The 18,142-nt window shown below is 36.3% G+C and carries 21 protein-coding genes; 9 read left to right on the top strand and 12 right to left on the bottom strand.

Going from position 1 to position 18,142, the window contains the following annotated elements; all coding sequences use genetic code 11:
- Positions 1–64 precede the first annotated feature (64 nt).
- Positions 65–1,528, top strand: a complete 1,464-nt coding sequence (locus tag ACKXGU_RS03570; protein WP_463466695.1) for an aminoacyl-histidine dipeptidase — start codon at positions 65–67, stop codon at positions 1,526–1,528.
- A gap of 63 nt (positions 1,529–1,591) precedes the next feature.
- On the opposite strand, the gene ACKXGU_RS03565 is transcribed toward ACKXGU_RS03570, so the two are convergent.
- The 3 genes from ACKXGU_RS03565 to ACKXGU_RS03555 are packed head-to-tail and all read right to left on the bottom strand — an operon-like array spanning position 1,592 to position 4,329.
- The gene (locus tag ACKXGU_RS03565) at positions 1,592–2,725 is read right to left on the bottom strand and encodes a peptidylprolyl isomerase (RefSeq protein WP_463466694.1); all 1,134 of its coding nucleotides are present in this window, start codon (positions 2,723–2,725) and stop codon (positions 1,592–1,594) included.
- A 55-nt stretch (positions 2,726–2,780) separates the two neighbouring features.
- Positions 2,781–3,317 carry a gliding motility-associated peptidyl-prolyl isomerase GldI gene (gene gldI, locus ACKXGU_RS03560; RefSeq protein WP_463467403.1) on the bottom strand — a complete coding sequence of 179 codons (537 nt, stop codon included), beginning with the start codon at positions 3,315–3,317 and terminating at the stop codon, positions 2,781–2,783.
- A complete protein-coding gene (locus ACKXGU_RS03555; RefSeq protein ID WP_463466693.1) occupies positions 3,310–4,329 on the bottom strand; it encodes a DHH family phosphoesterase in 1,020 nt (339 codons plus the stop codon). Before ACKXGU_RS03555 ends, gldI begins: the two co-directional genes overlap by 8 nt.
- A gap of 88 nt (positions 4,330–4,417) precedes the next feature.
- Between ACKXGU_RS03555 and ACKXGU_RS03550 the strand changes: the two genes are divergently transcribed.
- Positions 4,418–4,837 (top strand): nucleoside-diphosphate kinase, encoded by a 420-nt coding sequence (locus ACKXGU_RS03550; protein ID WP_103052960.1) that lies wholly within the window; start codon positions 4,418–4,420, stop codon positions 4,835–4,837.
- A gap of 50 nt (positions 4,838–4,887) precedes the next feature.
- On the opposite strand, the gene ACKXGU_RS03545 is transcribed toward ACKXGU_RS03550, so the two are convergent.
- The 3 genes from ACKXGU_RS03545 to recF are packed head-to-tail and all read right to left on the bottom strand — an operon-like array spanning position 4,888 to position 6,675.
- Positions 4,888–5,184 carry a DciA family protein gene (locus ACKXGU_RS03545; RefSeq protein ID WP_463466692.1) on the bottom strand — a complete coding sequence of 99 codons (297 nt, stop codon included), beginning with the start codon at positions 5,182–5,184 and terminating at the stop codon, positions 4,888–4,890.
- On the bottom strand, positions 5,184–5,615 hold the full coding sequence (locus ACKXGU_RS03540; protein WP_463466691.1) for a hypothetical protein: 432 nt from the start codon (positions 5,613–5,615) through the stop codon (positions 5,184–5,186). The genes ACKXGU_RS03545 and ACKXGU_RS03540 overlap by 1 nt, the downstream gene beginning before the upstream one ends.
- A complete protein-coding gene (gene recF, locus ACKXGU_RS03535) occupies positions 5,596–6,675 on the bottom strand; it encodes a DNA replication/repair protein RecF (protein ID WP_463466690.1) in 1,080 nt (359 codons plus the stop codon). The genes ACKXGU_RS03540 and recF overlap by 20 nt, the downstream gene beginning before the upstream one ends.
- 131 nt (positions 6,676–6,806) lie before the next feature.
- Here recF and ACKXGU_RS03530 point away from each other — a divergent pair, with 131 nt between their 5' ends.
- The 7 genes from ACKXGU_RS03530 to ACKXGU_RS03500 all read left to right on the top strand — a co-directional run bounded on the left by ACKXGU_RS03530 (position 6,807) and on the right by ACKXGU_RS03500 (position 13,216).
- Positions 6,807–7,580, top strand: coding sequence for a tetratricopeptide repeat protein (locus ACKXGU_RS03530; RefSeq protein WP_103052956.1), 774 nt, complete (start codon positions 6,807–6,809; stop codon positions 7,578–7,580).
- Position 7,581: 1 nt separating this feature from the next.
- The gene (gene ribH, locus ACKXGU_RS03525) at positions 7,582–8,067 is read left to right on the top strand and encodes a 6,7-dimethyl-8-ribityllumazine synthase (RefSeq protein WP_463466689.1); all 486 of its coding nucleotides are present in this window, start codon (positions 7,582–7,584) and stop codon (positions 8,065–8,067) included.
- A gap of 316 nt (positions 8,068–8,383) precedes the next feature.
- Positions 8,384–8,668 (top strand): riboflavin synthase subunit beta, encoded by a 285-nt coding sequence (locus tag ACKXGU_RS03520; RefSeq protein WP_103052953.1) that lies wholly within the window; start codon positions 8,384–8,386, stop codon positions 8,666–8,668.
- Entirely contained in the window at positions 8,668–10,521 is a 1,854-nt protein-coding gene (gene mutL / locus ACKXGU_RS03515; protein ID WP_463466688.1) for a DNA mismatch repair endonuclease MutL, read from the top strand. The genes ACKXGU_RS03520 and mutL overlap by 1 nt, the downstream gene beginning before the upstream one ends.
- A 9-nt stretch (positions 10,522–10,530) precedes the next feature.
- Positions 10,531–11,307, top strand: coding sequence for a rhomboid family intramembrane serine protease (locus ACKXGU_RS03510; protein ID WP_463467402.1), 777 nt, complete (start codon positions 10,531–10,533; stop codon positions 11,305–11,307).
- On the top strand, positions 11,307–12,191 hold the full coding sequence (locus ACKXGU_RS03505; RefSeq protein WP_463466687.1) for a rhomboid family intramembrane serine protease: 885 nt from the start codon (positions 11,307–11,309) through the stop codon (positions 12,189–12,191). The genes ACKXGU_RS03510 and ACKXGU_RS03505 overlap by 1 nt, the downstream gene beginning before the upstream one ends.
- A 2-nt stretch (positions 12,192–12,193) precedes the next feature.
- Positions 12,194–13,216 carry an endonuclease/exonuclease/phosphatase family protein gene (locus tag ACKXGU_RS03500; protein ID WP_463466686.1) on the top strand — a complete coding sequence of 341 codons (1,023 nt, stop codon included), beginning with the start codon at positions 12,194–12,196 and terminating at the stop codon, positions 13,214–13,216.
- On the opposite strand, the gene ACKXGU_RS03495 is transcribed toward ACKXGU_RS03500, so the two are convergent.
- The 6 genes from ACKXGU_RS03495 to ACKXGU_RS03470 form a co-directional block, all read right to left on the bottom strand.
- Positions 13,205–13,513, bottom strand: a complete 309-nt coding sequence (locus ACKXGU_RS03495; protein WP_463466685.1) for a DUF6122 family protein — start codon at positions 13,511–13,513, stop codon at positions 13,205–13,207. The genes ACKXGU_RS03500 and ACKXGU_RS03495 overlap by 12 nt on opposite strands.
- On the bottom strand, positions 13,513–14,136 hold the full coding sequence (locus ACKXGU_RS03490; RefSeq protein WP_463466684.1) for a WbqC family protein: 624 nt from the start codon (positions 14,134–14,136) through the stop codon (positions 13,513–13,515). The genes ACKXGU_RS03495 and ACKXGU_RS03490 overlap by 1 nt, the downstream gene beginning before the upstream one ends.
- A 31-nt stretch (positions 14,137–14,167) precedes the next feature.
- The gene (lepB, locus tag ACKXGU_RS03485; protein ID WP_463466683.1) at positions 14,168–15,892 is read right to left on the bottom strand and encodes a signal peptidase I; all 1,725 of its coding nucleotides are present in this window, start codon (positions 15,890–15,892) and stop codon (positions 14,168–14,170) included.
- Between the two features lie 65 nt (positions 15,893–15,957).
- Entirely contained in the window at positions 15,958–16,659 is a 702-nt protein-coding gene (gene dapB / locus ACKXGU_RS03480) for a 4-hydroxy-tetrahydrodipicolinate reductase (protein ID WP_463466682.1), read from the bottom strand.
- Between the two features lie 3 nt (positions 16,660–16,662).
- Positions 16,663–17,253 carry a DUF5683 domain-containing protein gene (locus ACKXGU_RS03475; RefSeq protein ID WP_463466681.1) on the bottom strand — a complete coding sequence of 197 codons (591 nt, stop codon included), beginning with the start codon at positions 17,251–17,253 and terminating at the stop codon, positions 16,663–16,665.
- Complete coding sequence (locus ACKXGU_RS03470; RefSeq protein ID WP_463466680.1) at positions 17,243–18,142, bottom strand: ParB/RepB/Spo0J family partition protein; 900 nt, start codon at positions 18,140–18,142, stop codon at positions 17,243–17,245. The genes ACKXGU_RS03475 and ACKXGU_RS03470 overlap by 11 nt, the downstream gene beginning before the upstream one ends.

The following is an 18,142-nucleotide window of genomic DNA, read 5'->3' as shown; positions in this document are numbered from 1 at the left end:
TAGGGAATAGTTTTAATACTCAATGCAATATAATTACCTTTGTCCGACTTTTAAAACGATACTTATGAATGAAGCGATAAGAGAACTTGAACCAAAAGTACTATGGAATAAGTTTGCCGATTTAAATGCTGTGCCCAGACCTTCTAAAAAAGAAGCGCGCGTTATAGCATTTATGAAAGATTTTGGTGAGAAATTAGGTTTGGAAACCATTGAGGATGCCGTGGGAAATGTCATTATTAAAAAGCCAGCTACGCCAGGAATGGAAGACCGTATGACTGTCGTCTTGCAATCCCATTTGGATATGGTGCATCAAAAAAATAACGATACTCAATTTGATTTTGACACGCAAGGTATTGACATGTATATAGATGGTGATTGGGTTCGAGCTAATGGAACAACATTAGGAGCTGATAACGGTTTAGGTGTCGCGACCATTATGGCCATTTTAGAAAGCAAAGATATACCACATCCAGCCATTGAAGCCTTGTTTACAATTGATGAAGAAACAGGCATGACAGGAGCTATGGGATTAAAAGGAGGGTTGTTAGAAGGTGGTATTCTTTTAAATCTGGACACAGAAGAGGATGATGAAATAGGTGTGGGCTGTGCAGGTGGTGTTGATGTCACAGCAACGAGAGCCTATCATTTAGAAGAGACTCCTGAATTTAAAATAGGATTCTCTATTACTGTTAAAGGATTACAAGGCGGTCATTCGGGTATGCAAATACATGAAGGATTGGGTAATGCCAATAAGATTATGAACCGTTTACTTTTTGATGGTTTTGAAAATTTTGGTTTGCGAATTTCCGAAATAAATGGTGGAAGTCTCCGGAATGCCATACCCAGGGAAAGTCAAGCCATAGTGGCTATTGATGCCATTCACGAAGACGCTTTTATTATGGAGATGGCCCAATTGGCTCAAACTATTCAGTCGGAATTGAGGACTATGGAACCCGATTTGGAAATTATCGTGACCAAATGTGAGACCCCAAAAATGATTATGGATTTAGGGGTTCAGGAAGGTGTGACGCGAGCTTTATATGCTGCCTGTAATGGTGTTTACCGAATGAGTGCTGATATTCCTGACCTGGTTGAAACCTCAAATAATATAGCAAAGGTTTCCATTAAAGATGGTGAGATTAAGATTGAATGTTTAACCCGATCATCTGTTGAAAGCTCGAAATGGGATTTAGCAAATATGCTTCGGGCTACCTTTGAATTAACTGGTTGTGAAGTGGAATTTTCAGGAGATTATCCGGGTTGGCAACCCAATATGGATTCCAAAATATTAAAAGTTCTGGAGCGTATTTATATTGACATGAACAATGAAAAACCTCATGTTGCTGCGTGTCACGCAGGATTGGAATGCGGTATTTTAGGGCAAAACTATCCAGACATGGATATGATTAGCTTTGGACCTAATATCAAAGGTGCTCATTCTCCAGATGAACGTGCTCAAATTTCATCAGTTCAAAAATATTGGAAATTTGTTTTGGAGATTTTAAAGCAAATTCCAGCGAAGGCATAGTTTTTAAAATTATAAAATAAAAAAGCAGCTCATTGAGCTGCTTTTTTATAGATAGTATTATTTCTATTTGATACCGACTAGCTCAATATCAAAAATAACATTCGCATTAGGAGGAATAGGACCAGAGCCTTGTTCGCCCCAACCTAGATAAGACGGAATAAATACACGAACCTTATCACCAACATTCATATTTAGCATAGCTTCTTTAAAACCAGGAACCGTTCTAGCTGTGGCATTATAGGCATCTTCAAATGGTTTATAGCCACCTTGATTATCACGTTGTTCGTTATATACATTGTTTTCTTTGGCAACATCAGCCCAGCTGGTGTCAAATAGGCGTCCATCTTCAAAATAACCAGCATAGTTTATTAATACACGATCAGCGCTACTTGGCTTATCACCTTTACTTTCATTGATATATATCATCACAATGCCAGTGTCCGATTTTACAACGGGACCTGGAAGATTACTGTTATCAGTCACAAATTTTTCAGCAGCAATGCTGGCAGATTCTTTAAGTTTCTTTTGTGCTTCTTCTTTTAGAGCTTTTTGTTTCTCTTCAATTTTTGGTAATTCTTCGGTATAGACTTTAGCAGCATCAAAACTTGCCGCAGCTTCACCTTTTCGAATAATATTTAGTTTTTCAATAACTACAGGTTCCACTGGTTTGTTGCTGCCTGGAGTAACCTTAACGTTGGAAATAGTATCCAGAACATTCATGCCAATGACTAACTCACCAAAAACAGAATGTTTGTTATCCAAATGTTGTGTGGGTACTTCGGTAATAAAAAACTGACTACCGTTTGTAGCGGGACCAGAATTGGCCATTGATAATATACCAGGTTTATCATGCTTTAAATCAGGGTGAAATTCATCTAAAAAACGGTAACCTGGAGAACCAGATCCAGTTCCTGTGGGGTCACCACCTTGTATCATAAATTTATCAATAACTCTATGGAAGGTTATTCCATCATAAAAAGGCTTCCCTTTAAGAGAATCAGTAACGTTTGGGTGTGTTCCTTCTGCCAATGCCACAAAATTAGCAACGGTCACAGGAACCTTATCATAATATAATTTGGCTACCATGGTGCCTTTATTGGTAACAAATTCGGCATAGAGTCCATCTTCTAAATCAGGATATTTTTCCTGTTCACATGAGGTAGCAGTCATTAATAATGCAAGTACTAAAAATTTCATAGTCTGTTTATAAATGTTCATATTGTTGTTTATTATTTTTTCGGTTGTTTTAATATTAAAGATCTTTAATCGAATTTATGGTTACTTCACAAATTAAAGGAACATTGGTGCCTATTTTATTTTCATCACCATAGTATCCGTATGCTTTTTGAGATGGGAATAAGAACGTTGCTGTCTCTCCCGATCGCATGAGCTTTAAGCCTTCTCGTAAACCAGTAAAAAGCTCTTGCTTATCCATAAGATAGTTTTGGTTTTGTAAACTACCTTTAGAATAAATAAGCGATCCATCTAATGATTTCACATTGTAATCAAAGTTTACCAAGTCGCCAAAACCAGGTGTTTCCAATGAATCAGCAACTTTGTGATTGTAGTAATACCAGAATCCGCTTTCCGATGCGATGTAATCAATTTCTGGATTTTCAGACATTATTTTTTCAATATCAGCTGTTTCACGTTCATTAAGTTTAATGTTGCGCTGAACCGATTGATCAATAAATGAACCGGTTTTTGCCGATATGGGTCTTCTGGCTTCAGGTGATTTGCAGGAAGCACAAAAGACTGCTAACGTTAAAATTAAAAAGAATCTAGTCATCATTTAGGGCTTTATTATAGGATGGTAAGATACTAATAAATTTATCAATTGTCGATTTTAGGTTGGTTTCACTTTTGCCACCAGCTGCGTTGATATGTCCACCACCATCAAAATGGGCTCTGGCAAACTCATTTACAGAAAATTTGCCTTTGGAGCGAAGCGATATTTTTATGATTTCCTGTTGCCTGTCTTCAATAAAAATGGCAGCAAACACAACATCGTTTAAAGACAAGGCGTAGTTTACAAAACCTTCAGTGTCTCCTTTTTTAAAATTGTGTTGTTGCAGCTCTTCTTGAGAGAGCGAAATATAAGCGGTTCGCGATTCGGGAATCACCTTTAAATTCGATAGTGCTTGACCTAATAATTGCATGCGGTCATAACTGTTGGTGTCAAAAATCTGATTATGTATCTCGGCATGGTTGGCACCACAATCCATTAAAAATGCGGCAACCCGAAGCGTGTCACTGGTTGTTGACGGAAATCTAAACGATCCGGTATCAGTCATAATACCGGTATATAAACAGGTAGCTATATTTTCGTCAATCAGATCTTTGTCATCCAAATAGGTAATAAAATGATAAACCATTTCGCAGGTGGAGCTCATAGCCACATCAGAATATACATATTGGGCGTAATCATCGGGTTGTTGGTGATGGTCAATCATTATTTTTACTGCCGAACTGCTCTCAAGAGCTGATGCCATATCACCGGCTCGGTTTAAGGCATTAAAATCTAATGTAAAAATAATTTGTGCCTCATTAATTAAGGTATTACAAGTATCTAATTGAGTATCGTATTTTAAAATGTCTGATTCATTAGGAAGCCATTTTAAAAAATCAGGATAATCATTAGGTGAAATAACTACGGCATCATGATGTTGCTTTTTTAAGTAATGCTCCAATGCTAAAGTGGCTCCCAATGCGTCACCATCCGGATTTTTGTGAGGTACAATGACTATTTTTTTTGGTGCGTTTAGCAGCGTTTTTATGTCTCTAATATCTTCCTGTGTCATAGGCAACGAATATACAATTTTTTAATATGGGTTTACATGGTTTTTATGTAGAAAAACATTACTTTTGCAGCCAAATTAAAACAAAGAAATGGCAACAAATAGAACATTTACTATGCTTAAGCCAGATGCTGTTGAAAAAGGACACATTGGCGCAATTTTAGAAAAAATTAATGCTTCAGGATTTAGAATCGTAGCAATGAAATTAACTCAAATGACCCAAGCAGATGCTGAAGCGTTTTACGCGATTCACAAAGAGCGTCCGTTTTTTGGTGAATTGGTTGAGTACATGACTCGAGGACCAATTGTTGCAGCTATACTTGAAAAAGATAATGCTGTTGAAGACTTTAGAACCTTAATTGGTGCTACTAACCCAGCTGAAGCTGCCGAAGGAACTATCCGTAAATTGTATGCTGCATCAATAGGTGAAAATGCTGTACATGGTAGTGATAGTGATGAAAATGCCGCTATTGAAGGCGCGTTTCATTTTTCAGGACGTGAGATGTTTTAGGCTACCTATATAATATAAAAAAAGCCAGAACACCTGTTCTGGCTTTTTTATTATCGTAAAACAAGTTTTTTTATCAATTCTTTGCCTAAACGTTCATTCAACATGACAATGATTTTTTGGGAGCCATAACTTAATTCCTCTCGTAAGACGCTGGAACTTAATTGTACATACAATACATCGCCTTTTAATTGGATGTCAGTTGTGTAATTATTGACGCCATTTCCCATCATTTGAGCCCAGGCATCTTGGACATTTACAGCATCTAAACCTTTATCCAATTTATTGGTTTCAACAAATTCTTTTAATGCATCGGCAATGTTACGATATTCGGTGTGTCGTTTGGCCATTAATCAAGATTAATAGGTTGATACTTTCTGTAATTATATATGATTTTACTGGCGTTGATTACCTGTAAATTATTGTCGTTAGCATTTAAAACAGTCTCTTTCCAATGATCATATGGTGTTTGATAATATAGGTTTAAACTGTCATTTTCAAATTTAATAGTAAAATTTTCAACAAGATTGGATGTTTCAAAATTGCCATTAAAGGTTGGCTTTAATTTTTTTCTAAAGCCAGTAAGACTGTCATTCACGGCAATATAATCAACAGTATTGCTAAAGGTGTAATCTTTTTGCTGGCCATCAGGAAGAATCACGGATTCAATTTCCCAATAGCCATTTAAATGATTTGCATAATCTTCAGTATTATTTTTACAACTAATTAATAATAAAACTATTAAAGTAGTTAATATAATGTTATAGTTTGAATATTTCATAAGATTGATGTACTTGTTTTATGGCAGCTTCCGTTCGGTCAGTATGGGTATCGCTAATGAATAATTGACCAAAATTTTCGTCATCAACCAACTTAATGATTTGGCCCACACGCTGCTCATCCAATTTATCAAAAATATCATCCAATAGCAAAATAGGATTGACACCACTTTGAGCTTTAATAAAATCAAATTGCGCCAGTTTCAAAGCAATTAAAAATGATTTTTGCTGACCTTGACTTCCAAATTTTTTGATAGGGTGTCCTTCAATATTAAAAACCAAATCGTCTTTATGAATTCCAGTATTGGTATACTGTAAGGCTTTGTCCTTGTTGATTCCCTTTTGAAGTAGATCAATAAGATTATTATTGGTCAAATCACTTTCGTAAATCAAATCCACATCTTCATTGCCACTACTGATGGCCTTGTAACGCGATCTGAAAATGGGGATGAAAGTTTCCAAAAATTGCATCCGTTTTTTATGAATGTCATGACCATATTGATCAAGTTGCTCGTTATAAATGCTTAAGGTATCATTATTAAAGGTATTGTTAAGGGCAAAGTATTTTAAAAGCGAATTTCTCTGCGCTAGGACCTTGTTATATTTTATGAGTGTTTCTAAATAGGTCTTATCACTTTGTGAAATAACACTGTCAACAAATTTCCTCCGGGTGGCACTGCCTTCAATGATTAAATCCCGGTCTGCTGGCGAAATAATAACCAAAGGCAAAAATCCAATGTGATCGCTAAAGCGATCATAGGCTTTACCATTGCGCTTTATGATCTTTTTTTGTCCCTTTTTTAAGCTGACTACAATTTTTTCAACCTTATCGTGTAATTCATATTCACCGTTGACAACAAAGAAGGATTCGTCATGTTTAATATTTTGAAGCGCAATAGGGTTAAAATAGCTTTTTCCAAAGGACAGATGATAGATAGCATCCAGTACATTGGTTTTTCCGACACCATTTTTCCCTACAAAACAATTGATTTTGTTGTTAAAAACGAAGGCTTGATTTTCAAAGTTCTTATAATTAAGTAAGGCTAATGACTTTAAAATCATAAAAAAGCAGCTTGTTAAAGTTTTTGAGTTTGTTGTGCTAAAAGATGTGCAAATTATTGAAAAATAACAAAAAAATACCCTTTTAAATCTAAAGAAAAATTATATTTTTGCGGCGCACAAATTTAGAATATATGGCAACGTACAAGAAGAGAGGATATAAACCAAAGACTAAAGAAGAAAAACAACACGAAGTTGAGGAGCACTCAACAACGGCTGAAGTTTTTAATACGCTTGACGAAACAGCTTCCAAAACGGAAGATTGGGTTATAGCCAATCAGAAATATATTTTTGTTATCATTGGAATAGTAGCTGCTGTGGTATTGGGATATTTGGGATACAATGAGTTTATAGCCAAGCCAAAACAAAATGAAGCCATGAACGATATGTTCCAGGCTCAAAAATATTACGATCAGGCAGTGACGTCTACTACTGCAAAGGATTCCTTGTTTAACCTAGCCTTAAATGGCGGTGAAGGTAAATTTGGTATGTTGGATATTGCTTCAGAATACAGTGGTTCCAAAGCAGCTGATATGGCAAATTATTATGCAGGAATGGCTTACTTAAATTTAAAGGACTATAAAAACGCAGTCACTTATTTAAGTGAATTTTCAGGGGAAGATGAAATATTAGCGCCTATGGCCAAAGGTGGTATTGGTGATGCTTTTGTGCAATTAAACCAGGAGGAAGATGCTTTAGGTTATTATGAAGAAGCAGCTAATATGCGTTCCAATGATTTCACCACACCTATGTACTTGTATAAGGCTGGAATAGTGGCTATGGATTTAGGGAAAACAGCTGTAGCATTAAAGCATTTTGAAACCATTAAAGAAAAATATCCAGAGTCAACAGAGGCAACCGATATTGATGTCTTTATTGGAAAAACACGTGCCATGGCAAATAAATAAGATGGCAACAATAAATAAAAATTTATCAGATTACGATAAGAACACAATCCCAAACGCGAAGAACTTTCGGTTTGGGATTGTTGTTTCAGAATGGAATGATTCCATAACCGAAGGGTTGTTTGAAGGTGCCTACAAAACGCTTATTGAAAATCAAGTACCTGAAGATCAAATTACGCGATGGAATGTTCCTGGTAGTTACGAATTAATTTTTGGCTGTAAAAAAATGCAGGAACAGGATGTGGATGCTGTGATTGCTATAGGAAGTGTTATTCAAGGTGAAACCAAGCATTTCGATTTTGTTTGTGATGCGGTTTCTCAAGGAATCAAAGACCTTAATATCATACATAATGTACCCGTGATTTTCTGTGTTCTAACAGATAACACCTTACAGCAAGCCATTGACCGATCAGGCGGTAAGCATGGTAATAAAGGTACAGAAGCGGCTGTGGCTGCCATTAAAATGGCGCATTTAAACCTGTCAGCCTAATCACTATTAATAATTTCCCTGTTAACAATTTTTGGGATTTTTACTTTAGTATTTCCTTGTAAATTCAGTATTTTTGAGGGTATTTCATAATTGGTATTACTTTGGCAAAGTCAGCGAGACGTTTTAATTATAAACCAAGATTTCAAGATAACGAGACTGAAACCAGCAATGCCAATATTAAAGCTGAATGGGAAAACTTAAAACAATCAAGAACACGTAAAAAGAACTTTTTTAGTTCCCCAATATTTTTGGTCTTGTTTTTGATTACTGTACTAGTAGTGATATATGTTTTAAGTCAATATGAATAATTAAGATTATGGGTGTTTTTAAGGCTAAAAAAAATAAAAAATTCAGTTATACTCCAAGACATTATAAAGGTGAAGGAAACCCTTATGAAATCAAACATAAGTTTGATGATTTCAGAACCACTGTTGGAAATAATGGCGGCTTAAAGAATAAATTTGTTTCAGCTTGGGATGACTATCGAAACAATGCTGATGAAAATGCCAACCGTCGCGTGTTGATTATTGTGAGTATTTTGGTCTTAATCTTTCTGTTTATCATAGGTTTTGATTTGTCAATTTTCTTTCCAAAAAGCTAATGGCAGATATCATACAATTACTTCCTGATCATGTGGCCAACCAAATAGCAGCAGGAGAAGTGGTTCAAAGACCAGCTTCCGTTGTTAAGGAGTTGTTGGAAAATGCTATTGATGCTCAAGCGACTACCATTAAATTATTGATTAAAGACGCTGGAAAAACACTCGTTCAGGTTATTGATAATGGTGTAGGTATGAGTATTACCGATGCTCGATTGAGTTTTGAACGTCATGCAACCTCCAAAATACGCAGTGCTGAAGATTTATTTCAGTTGCATACTAAAGGCTTTCGTGGGGAAGCTTTAGCCAGTATAGCCGCGATTGCCCATGTCGAGTTAAAGTCAAAACAAGAAGCTGATGATGTAGGGACTGAAATTGTCATTGAAGGCAGTGAAGTAAAATCACAAGAGGTGGTGGTGACACCTAAAGGAACTTCTATAGCCGTAAAAAATCTTTTCTTTAATATTCCTGCGCGTCGTAATTTTTTGAAGTCCAATCCAGTGGAACTACGTCACGTTATAGATGAATTTCACCGTGTGGCTTTGGCGCATCCTAATATCGCATTTGTCATGTATCACAATGGCAGTGAGGTTTTTAATTTACCGGAAAGTAATTACAGACAGCGTATAGTCAATATATTTGGAAACAAAACCAATGAGAAATTGGTGCCTGTAACTGAAGAAACGGAAGTTCTAAAAGTTTCAGGATTTGTTGGAAAGCCCGAGTTTGCTAAAAAAACCAGAGGCGAGCAGTTTTTTTTCGTGAATAACCGGTTTATCAAAAGTGCTTATTTAAATCACGCCATAAATTCAGCTTTTGAAGGTTTGTTGAAAGATGGCACTCATGCCAGTTATTTCCTGAATCTGGACGTGGACCCGCAAAGCATTGATATCAATATCCACCCTACAAAAACTGAAATTAAATTTGATGATGAACAGACCTTATATGCTATTTTAAGGGCATCGGTAAAGCATAGTCTGGGGCAATTTAGTATAGCTCCGGTTTTAGATTTTGAGCGTGATTCTAATTTAGATACACCTTATAACTATAAAGATAAGGATGCTCAATTTCCAAAAGTTGAGGTCGATACAACATTCAATCCGTTTCAGGAGGAGAAAGTTTCCGGTAAAGGAACGCGAACAGCCTTTAGAAAGGAACCTGCTGCTTCATGGGAAAGCCTGTATGTAGGACTGGAATCTAAAGGAACACATTCACAGCAGGATTTTAGCGAGATGCAGTTTGAAAGTGACCATCAAACCGAAAGTATGTTTGAAGATTCCAAGCAAACGGAAACATCGCAATCCACATATCAAGTTCACAATAAATATATTGTGAGTAATATAAAATCTGGTATGTTGTTAATAGATCAATATCGTGCACACCAACGTGTGTTGTATGAAGATTTGTTAAAACATATTACTATAAAAGAAAGTGTGAGTCAGCAATTGTTGTTTCCAGTCGAATTATTTTTCTCAAGTGATGAAATTAGCATTTTACAAAACGTTCAGGAAGATTTAGAACACACAGGATTTGTGTTCTCGAATTTTGGAAAGGATAGCATTGAAATTACGGGTGTGCCCATTAATGTGCCAGCCAGTGAAGTGTCGGTTGTTTTGGAGCAATTGATTGCTGATATTCAAAATGAGATTCCAGATAGTCATTTTAGTTCATCCGATATGTTGGCTAAATCTATGGCTAAAAGTTTGGCCATTAAAACCGGTCAGTCATTAACAGCAGTTGAGCAGGAACATTTAGTCAATAGTTTGTTTGGCTGCAAAGAACCTAATGTATCACCAACCAATAAACCCACGTTTATTACGTTAACGGTTGACGAGTTGGATAAAAAGTTTTTATAAAAGTTTATGCTGAATAATATTACCGATACCGTTAAGCATTTAATAATCATTAACGTGATTATGTTTATAGGTACGCTTGCCATAGGCGGTGCTGCTTTTGGTGAGAATACCGTTTTTTATGATTGGTTTGCCTTGCATTTCCCAAAGAATGCCGCATTTCAACCATGGCAAATTATAACGCACATGTTTATGCATGGAGGATTTATGCATATTTTCTTTAATATGTTTGCACTTTGGATGTTCGGAACGGCAGTGGAGCAGCGTTTTGGTAGTAAAAAATTCCTGTTCTTTTACATATCCTCGGGATTGGGAGCAGCACTTATCATGATAGGGTATTATTATTATCAATTTTATTCGGGATTGAATATCCTAAATGAAGCTGGCTTTGATCAGGCGCAAACTTTAGAGACTCTGAAGTCCGGATATGCTATGTATGATACGCGTTGGGTAAATCATCTTTCTACTGATAAATTGTCGAGTTTTATTACTGTATTCAATAGTACAATGGTAGGTGCTTCGGGAGCTATTATGGGTGTTTTAGTTGCTTTTGGTATGTTGTATCCTGAATCTAAATTGATGCTCATCTTTTTACCCATCCCAATTAAAGCTAAGTATTTTATTCCTGGTATTATTATTTTGGATTTAATTTCAGCTATTACAGGTCAATCATTCTTTAGTCCAAGTAACACAGCTTATATGGCACATATTGGAGGTGCATTGACTGGTTTTTTAATGATGTGGTACTGGAAAAAAACACAGTTCAACAAAAATCGATGGGATAGGTAATGACCAGTTTAAATCATGACATAAAAGACAAATTACAACGACTGAATGTGTTTGAGAAACTCATAGTCATTAATTTTATTTTATTCATTGTTGGCCTGTTACTCAAAAACCTTTTTCAGTTTGGGCTGAATTGGTTTGAATTACCCAGTGATATTTCAGACTTTATAGTACAGCCCTGGAGTTTGCTTACCTATTCCTTTGTACATTATGGCTTTTGGCACTTTTTGTTCAACATGATTTGGTTGTATTTTATTGGCGGGATGTTCTCGAATTTATTTAACACCAAGTTGGGTCTGAATGTTTATTTTTTGGGAGCCATTTTTGGCGGACTCATTTTTCTGCTTGGTTACAACCTTTTTCCTGATGTATTCAAATATGGAACCAAATTAATTGGTGCCTCTGCGGCCATTAGAGCCTTGTTGATATTTTTATGTGCCTATATGCCCAGTATGGAAGTGCGTTTATTTACATTTAAAATCAAACTATGGTATATTGGGGTAGCCGTAGTCGTTTTTGATATTTTAGGTGTTGTGGCTGGAATCAGTGATCCTGTTCAGGGTAATGCTGGTGGGAATTTAGCGCATTTAGGTGGTGCTGTTTTAGGATATTTTTATGGTAAACAATTATTGAAAGGGACCGACATTGGAAAAGGGTTTGAAAAAATGATGGATAGCTTCGCCAGTATCTTTAAGCGCAGACAAAAATCGCCATTGAAAACGGTTCACAAAAACAAATCCAGTAAAGTAGCAGGTTATACTAAAGCTGAATTTAATGAGTTTAATAAGCAGAAAAAAATAGACCTCATTTTAGATAAAATCAGTAAAAGTGGTTATGATAGTTTAACCAAGGAAGAAAAAGAGTTTCTATTTAAAGCGGGTAAATAGTTATGAAAAATCTCAAGTTAATAGACAAGATTATCTACCTAGTAAATGGTCTATTAGCTTTTGTTTTACTGCTATCTTATGTGTTACCGTTTGTGCCGCCAAAATCTTTTGCACTACTGTCAGTTTTGAGTTTAGGAGTACCTTTTCTTATCGTAATCAACATGTTATTTCTATTGTATTGGTTGATTAAGTTAAAAAAACAAATGCTGATATCTTTACTGGTTTTGGTTATTGGTTATTTAAGTTTTGGGTCGCTCTACAAGTTTTCATCATCAAATAATGACGTGCATGACAGTCAATTGGATGTCATGAATTTTAACGTGCGCCTGTTTAATCTGTACAATTGGATACCGGAAAAAGGTATCGAAACAAATATTGTAGATTTCTTGAAAGATAAATCGCCCGATGTATTGAGCATTCAGGAATATCATCCACATGAAAATATCGATCTATCCTTTTTTAAATATAAGTACGAAAAATTATCGGGACGAAAAACTAAATACGGGCAGGCTATTTTTTCGCAATATCCTATTGTTAATTCGGGCTCTGTTGAATTTCCTGAAACATCTAATAATGCCATTTTTGTAGATATTGTTAAGGCATCAGATACGATCCGAATCTATAATATCCACTTGCAATCATTGAAAATTGATACCAAAGTGGAATTGAACCAGGAGGACTCCGAACGGTTATTAAAGCGTGTTGAAAAAACGTTTGAAATGCAGCAGGAACAAACAGAATTGTTCTTAGCCCATAAAGCACAATGCCCTTATAAAATGATTATTTGTGGGGATTTTAATAATACCGCTTTTTCCTATGTGTATAAGGAAATTAAAGGTGAATTAGAGGATGCCTTTAAGGAAGAAGGAAATGGTTTTGGTCGTACCTATGAATTCAAGTTCTTCCCTGTACGAATAGACTATATTTTTTATAATCCGGAACTGGAGTTGACTTCCTTTAAAACATTTGACAATAAACTTTCGGATCACTATCCTATTATGGCGCGATTCAAATTACATGAGTAAGCAATCTGCCCAATCTGCTATAATATGAATAGTCAAACCAAGTCCCAATATTCGGGTTTTTTTAAAAAGCACTAATAATAAGTATACTCCAATAGCATAGTAACTATGCAGCGGATGGAAGTTAATACTGCATCTGTTGGCATCAAAAACAGGACTGGCTAGTAAATGGTCTAAATCAATAAGCATACAGGCTATCATTATCAAATAGGCATTAACCCAAATAGATTTAAAAAATAACAAAGCAACCAAAAGAGGCACTATAAAATGAATGCCATAGTGAATAACAACCTGCCACATTAGATAGGGATTTTTTGCGATTCCAAATAGTTGATACTGTTTGGACCTTCATTGAACAGCAAGTCTAAAATACTCAAGTTCCCAATGAATCCGTGCTTATCTGAAAAAACTTGTATATAATCATCAAAAGGCATAGTGGTTTCTTGCTTAGCATTTACCAGAAAACGATAATCGGTTTTGGTAGTTGGTGTTTTTTCATAGGTAACCGATTTATCAGTTTTTAATTCAATTTGAAGACAGTCGCAAATGGTTTCAATACAGGTGAGGTTGAAATCATACAGATTATCAACAGGTATTTCAAATAAGAACTTTAATTCATCTTCGTAGAACTCAAAATAGGGCGAGGTTCTGTAAGCCGATTCCAAAGATTTCCAATGATTGCGTTGCCATTTTTCGGTGTTTTGAATTTTAACCGTTCGATATTTTTGACGCTCTTTTTGTGTGTGGATAACCGGAATATTCAAGGACAGTTTTCCATTGGCACCGTAAACATAACAACGATTTCTATAGGTCTGCTTCTGAAAATTATCATCCCATTCAAAAGTAACAGTATCAGCTTGAACCATAGCCGAAAAATGTGCGATGTTTGGAAAATAAGTTGGGTGAATTAAAATATCACTCATAAAAAACAGGTATTCTATTTAGGCTTGGTATTTAAGCTTGCGCTTTTTTACGCTTTCTAAATTTACTGAATCCAAACCATGCGGCTAATAAGACTAAAAACGGAATCAAATAGGAGACAGGTTCGCCGCTTCCATTTACAGTGGTAAACAAACGCTCCCAACGGATTTTTTCTTTGATGCCTTTACCATTGGTGTTCCAGCTCATCCAGATAAATACCGGTTTACCAACTACATGGTCAAATGGAACAAACCCCCATGAACGCGCATCCAAAGAATTGTGTCTGTTGTCACCCATCATCCAGTAATAATCTTTTTTAAAGGTGTAGTTAGGTGCCAATTCACCATTGATAAAAATTTGATTACCCTTAACCTGAATGGTGTTATTTTCATACTCCGTAATGATTCGCTTATAGAGTGGCAATACCTCTAAATTTAAGTCAACTGTGGCACCTTGTTGCGGTATGTACATGGGGCCAAAGTTGTCATTATTCCAATTATAATTAGGGTCATGAGGGAATATACCGCTGTCTCGTGTTTTGGAATTGTTTTTGACTATTGAAACCACATTGGGGTCTGCTTTCATTTGTTCAGCTAACTCTAAAGTGGCATTGGCACTGATTTTATTATTAACAAAACTGAATTTGAGTCTATCAAAGGCCGTTTGACTCATTTGTCCAACCACATGAACATTCGTGCTATCCTTGTAAACAACATCTAAATGTGTGTTGTTTGTACTTAAAAAATCCTGCACGCGCTCATCATCCCAAACATTGGTTGGCAGTGAAAACACTCGGGTAAACTCGGTAATACCATATTTGTCTAAAAAGTTTTGGCTAATATCAGACTTGGTCTCAACCGTATGGAAGAATTGCAATTTGGCTCTATCTGGCAACACATTTTGTTTGCCATTGATATAAACGAAGCCATCCTTTATTTGTAATGAGTCACCAGGCAAGCCAACACAACGCTTTACATAGTTGGTTTTCTTATCAATAGGCTTATCATATTTTCTATCAGGATGGTTTACAGCCATACTGTATGAGGAATCGGCCGGCCAGTTAAAAACCACAATGTCATTATGTTTTATTTTCTGAAAGCCAGGAATCCTCAAATACGGAAGCGATAATTTATTGACAAAGGCATTTTTATCATGGTCGTTATATAAGTATGATTTTTTCTTTAAAACAGGAATGGTATCATGAACCATGGGTGCCGCCACACTGGTCATGGGAACACGCGCACCATAATGGAACTTACTGACAAATAAAAAGTCACCAACCAACAGGGATTTCTCCAGCGATGAGGTTGGAATAGTATATGGCTGAATAAAATACGTGTGTACAATGGTGGCTGCCACAATAGCAAAGAGAATGGAACTCACCCAATCACCCAATGAGGTTCTGGGATGTAAATCCCGATCTTTAATGTGTTCTAAATCTAAAGCATAGTTTAGGTAGTAGTTGTAAAAACCAAGGGTTACAATAGCCAACAAGGTGTCAACAGCTGAATGTTTTCCATAGCTTCTGGCGGTTTCAACCCAAACCACAGGGAACATAATGAGGTTCACTATGGGTAAGAATAATAAAATAACCCAGTACCAAGGTCGGTTGATTATTTTCATTAAAACCACGGCATTGTAAACAGGAGCAAAGGCTTCCCATGCTTGTCTGCCTGCTTTCACATATAATTTCCAAGTTCCTAATCCATGGATAACCTGAATGATCAGGAAAACGATAAATAATTGTGTCAATGTCATATCCTAAATTTTATTGTCTGTATTAGTGGTCAAGTTTGCTCCTAATGTTACCGAAATAAGTCATCTTAACCAATATTTAACACATCTTTCATAGTGTAGACGCCTGTTTTGCCCAATAGCCATTCAGCAGCTATTACGGCTCCTAGAGCAAATCCTTCACGATTGTGTGCTATGTGTTCTATTTTTATACTGTCTGTTGGGCTGTTGTAGGTAATGGCATGCGTGCCAGGCACATTTGGAATACGTTTAGCGTGAATGGGGATATTGCCTATAGATGCTTCATTTAATTTCCAATTGCCGTAAGCGTCATTTTTTTCAATAATGGATTCAGCTAATGTAATGGCTGTTCCGCTTGGAGCGTCCAGTTTTTGCGTGTGATGAATTTCTTCCATTGCAACTGTATACTGTTTTTGACCATTCATCAGTTTGGCTAAATGGGCGTTCAATTCAAAAAATATATTGACTCCCAAACTAAAATTGGATGCATAGATAAAAGCCCCTTTTTCATCTTCGCAGATTTTAAGGGCTTTTTCGTAATTGTGTAACCAGCCTGTTGTGCCTGAAACGACAGGTACTTGGTGCTTGAAACAATTAACAATATTGAAAAAGGCTGCTGTTGGCACACTAAAGTCTATCGCTATATCAGCATCTTGAATGTCATAACCACCTTCTTCCGATGTTTTGATGACGATTTCATGACCACGCTCTAAAGCAACACGCTCAATAATTTTTCCCATTTTCCCATATCCCAGTAATGCGATTTTCATAACCTAAAATTTAAAATTAACAGTTAATCCCAAATCACCAGTATTGTCAAATTCATTGATTTTATAATGGGGTCTCAACGACAGATTTTCATCAACGTTATATTGCATCAGATGTGCATCTACATTGGCATCGATAATATTTAGGGCATAAATGCCTATAGTTACCAATAAGGATATTTCTTTATTTCGGCGTAAGGTTTTTTGAGCCTCGCGCAATCCATCATCCGTTACGGTTCCAAAAAACTCATCGTCTTCAAATCCAGCTAAACGCCGTTTATAGGCATCTCTATACCGATTGTATTCTTTATCGTTGTCTAAATAGAAATACATACCAATTCCTAAACCAGCATATACAATAGGAATTTTCCAATATTTTCCGTTATAAGCCTGACCAAGTCCTGGCAGTACAGCAGAATAAAAGGCAGCACGAGCAGGTGCCAATGGATCAATAGGGTCTCTGATAACTGTCGCTGCTTCTACTTGAAGCGTTTCAGTTGATTCCTTTTTGTCTTCCTGTTTCTCGTCCTCTTGCGCAAAAGCAGTGAAAGAACAAAAGGTGAAGAGGGAAAGCGCTATCAGAAACCTATTTAGCACGCTTAATCAGTTTAATTATTCGATTGAAATCTTCTTCGGAATGAAACGGAATGGTAATATTGCCCTTGCCATTTTTTGAGACCTTCACATCGATTTTATGACCAAAGTAATCCGAAAAATCCTTAACACCCTTTTTGATGTATTTAGGGATTTCAACGGCTTCTTTAGTTTTAGCTGGTTTGTCCGTTTGAAAATTACGTACCAGAGCTTCTGTTTCACGAACAGATAATTTATTCGTGATGATTTTTTCGTAAATATCCAATTGCTGGCTTTGGTCTTCAATATTTATGATAGCTCTACCATGTCCCATGCTAATAAAACCATCGCGCATACCTGTTTGAATGATAGGGTCTAGTTTTAGCAATCGCAAATAATTGGCGATGGTCGAGCGTTTTTTACCTACTCGATCACTCATTTGCTCCTGGGTCAGGTTAATTTCATCAATTAAGCGTTGATAGGATAAGGCTATTTCAATAGGATCTAAATCCTGACGTTGAATGTTTTCAACCAAGGCCATTTCCAAAGATTCCTGATCGTTGGCAATACGAATGTAAGCTGGAATAGTTTCCAATCCGATTAATTTGGAGGCTCTAAAACGGCGCTCACCGGAAACCAGTTGGAATTTATTGAAATTTAATTTTCTGACTGTAATCGGCTGAATAACTCCCAATTCCTTGATAGACGATGCTAATTCTCGAAGCGATTCTTCATTAAAATTGGTTCGCGGCTGAAACGGATTTATTTCTATGGCGTCAATGTCCAACTCGACAATATTTCCAATAACCTGATCAGCATGCTTATCCTGAACCGAAGTAATATCGTTCGCAGGATCTTTTAGTAATGCTGATAAACCTCTACCTAATGCTTGTTTCTTGGTTGCCTTCGCCAT

The organism is Hanstruepera sp. CR43 (assembly GCF_055227665.1).
The sequence above is the reverse complement of the archived record's forward strand: the minus strand, read 5'-3'. Positions and strand labels throughout refer to the sequence as shown.

Excerpts from the sequence above, each read along its gene's own strand:
- ACKXGU_RS03570 (WP_463466695.1), top strand. The coding sequence starts at position 65 with ATGAATGAAGCGATAAGAGAACTTGAACCAAAAGTACTATGGAATAAG.
- ACKXGU_RS03565 (WP_463466694.1), bottom strand. The coding sequence starts at position 2,725 with ATGAAATTTTTAGTACTTGCATTATTAATGACTGCTACCTCATGTGAA.
- gldI (WP_463467403.1), bottom strand. The coding sequence starts at position 3,317 with ATGACTAGATTCTTTTTAATTTTAACGTTAGCAGTCTTTTGTGCTTCC.
- ACKXGU_RS03555 (WP_463466693.1), bottom strand. The coding sequence starts at position 4,329 with ATGACACAGGAAGATATTAGAGACATAAAAACGCTGCTAAACGCACCA.
- ACKXGU_RS03550 (WP_103052960.1), top strand. The coding sequence starts at position 4,418 with ATGGCAACAAATAGAACATTTACTATGCTTAAGCCAGATGCTGTTGAA.
- ACKXGU_RS03545 (WP_463466692.1), bottom strand. The coding sequence starts at position 5,184 with ATGGCCAAACGACACACCGAATATCGTAACATTGCCGATGCATTAAAA.
- ACKXGU_RS03540 (WP_463466691.1), bottom strand. The coding sequence starts at position 5,615 with ATGAAATATTCAAACTATAACATTATATTAACTACTTTAATAGTTTTA.
- recF (WP_463466690.1), bottom strand. The coding sequence starts at position 6,675 with ATGATTTTAAAGTCATTAGCCTTACTTAATTATAAGAACTTTGAAAAT.
- ACKXGU_RS03530 (WP_103052956.1), top strand. The coding sequence starts at position 6,807 with ATGGCAACGTACAAGAAGAGAGGATATAAACCAAAGACTAAAGAAGAA.
- ribH (WP_463466689.1), top strand. The coding sequence starts at position 7,582 with ATGGCAACAATAAATAAAAATTTATCAGATTACGATAAGAACACAATC.
- ACKXGU_RS03520 (WP_103052953.1), top strand. The coding sequence starts at position 8,384 with ATGGGTGTTTTTAAGGCTAAAAAAAATAAAAAATTCAGTTATACTCCA.
- mutL (WP_463466688.1), top strand. The coding sequence starts at position 8,668 with ATGGCAGATATCATACAATTACTTCCTGATCATGTGGCCAACCAAATA.
- ACKXGU_RS03505 (WP_463466687.1), top strand. The coding sequence starts at position 11,307 with ATGACCAGTTTAAATCATGACATAAAAGACAAATTACAACGACTGAAT.
- ACKXGU_RS03500 (WP_463466686.1), top strand. The coding sequence starts at position 12,194 with ATGAAAAATCTCAAGTTAATAGACAAGATTATCTACCTAGTAAATGGT.
- ACKXGU_RS03495 (WP_463466685.1), bottom strand. The coding sequence starts at position 13,513 with ATGTGGCAGGTTGTTATTCACTATGGCATTCATTTTATAGTGCCTCTT.
- ACKXGU_RS03490 (WP_463466684.1), bottom strand. The coding sequence starts at position 14,136 with ATGAGTGATATTTTAATTCACCCAACTTATTTTCCAAACATCGCACAT.
- lepB (WP_463466683.1), bottom strand. The coding sequence starts at position 15,892 with ATGACATTGACACAATTATTTATCGTTTTCCTGATCATTCAGGTTATC.
- dapB (WP_463466682.1), bottom strand. The coding sequence starts at position 16,659 with ATGAAAATCGCATTACTGGGATATGGGAAAATGGGAAAAATTATTGAG.
- ACKXGU_RS03470 (WP_463466680.1), bottom strand. The coding sequence starts at position 18,142 with ATGGCGAAGGCAACCAAGAAACAAGCATTAGGTAGAGGTTTATCAGCA.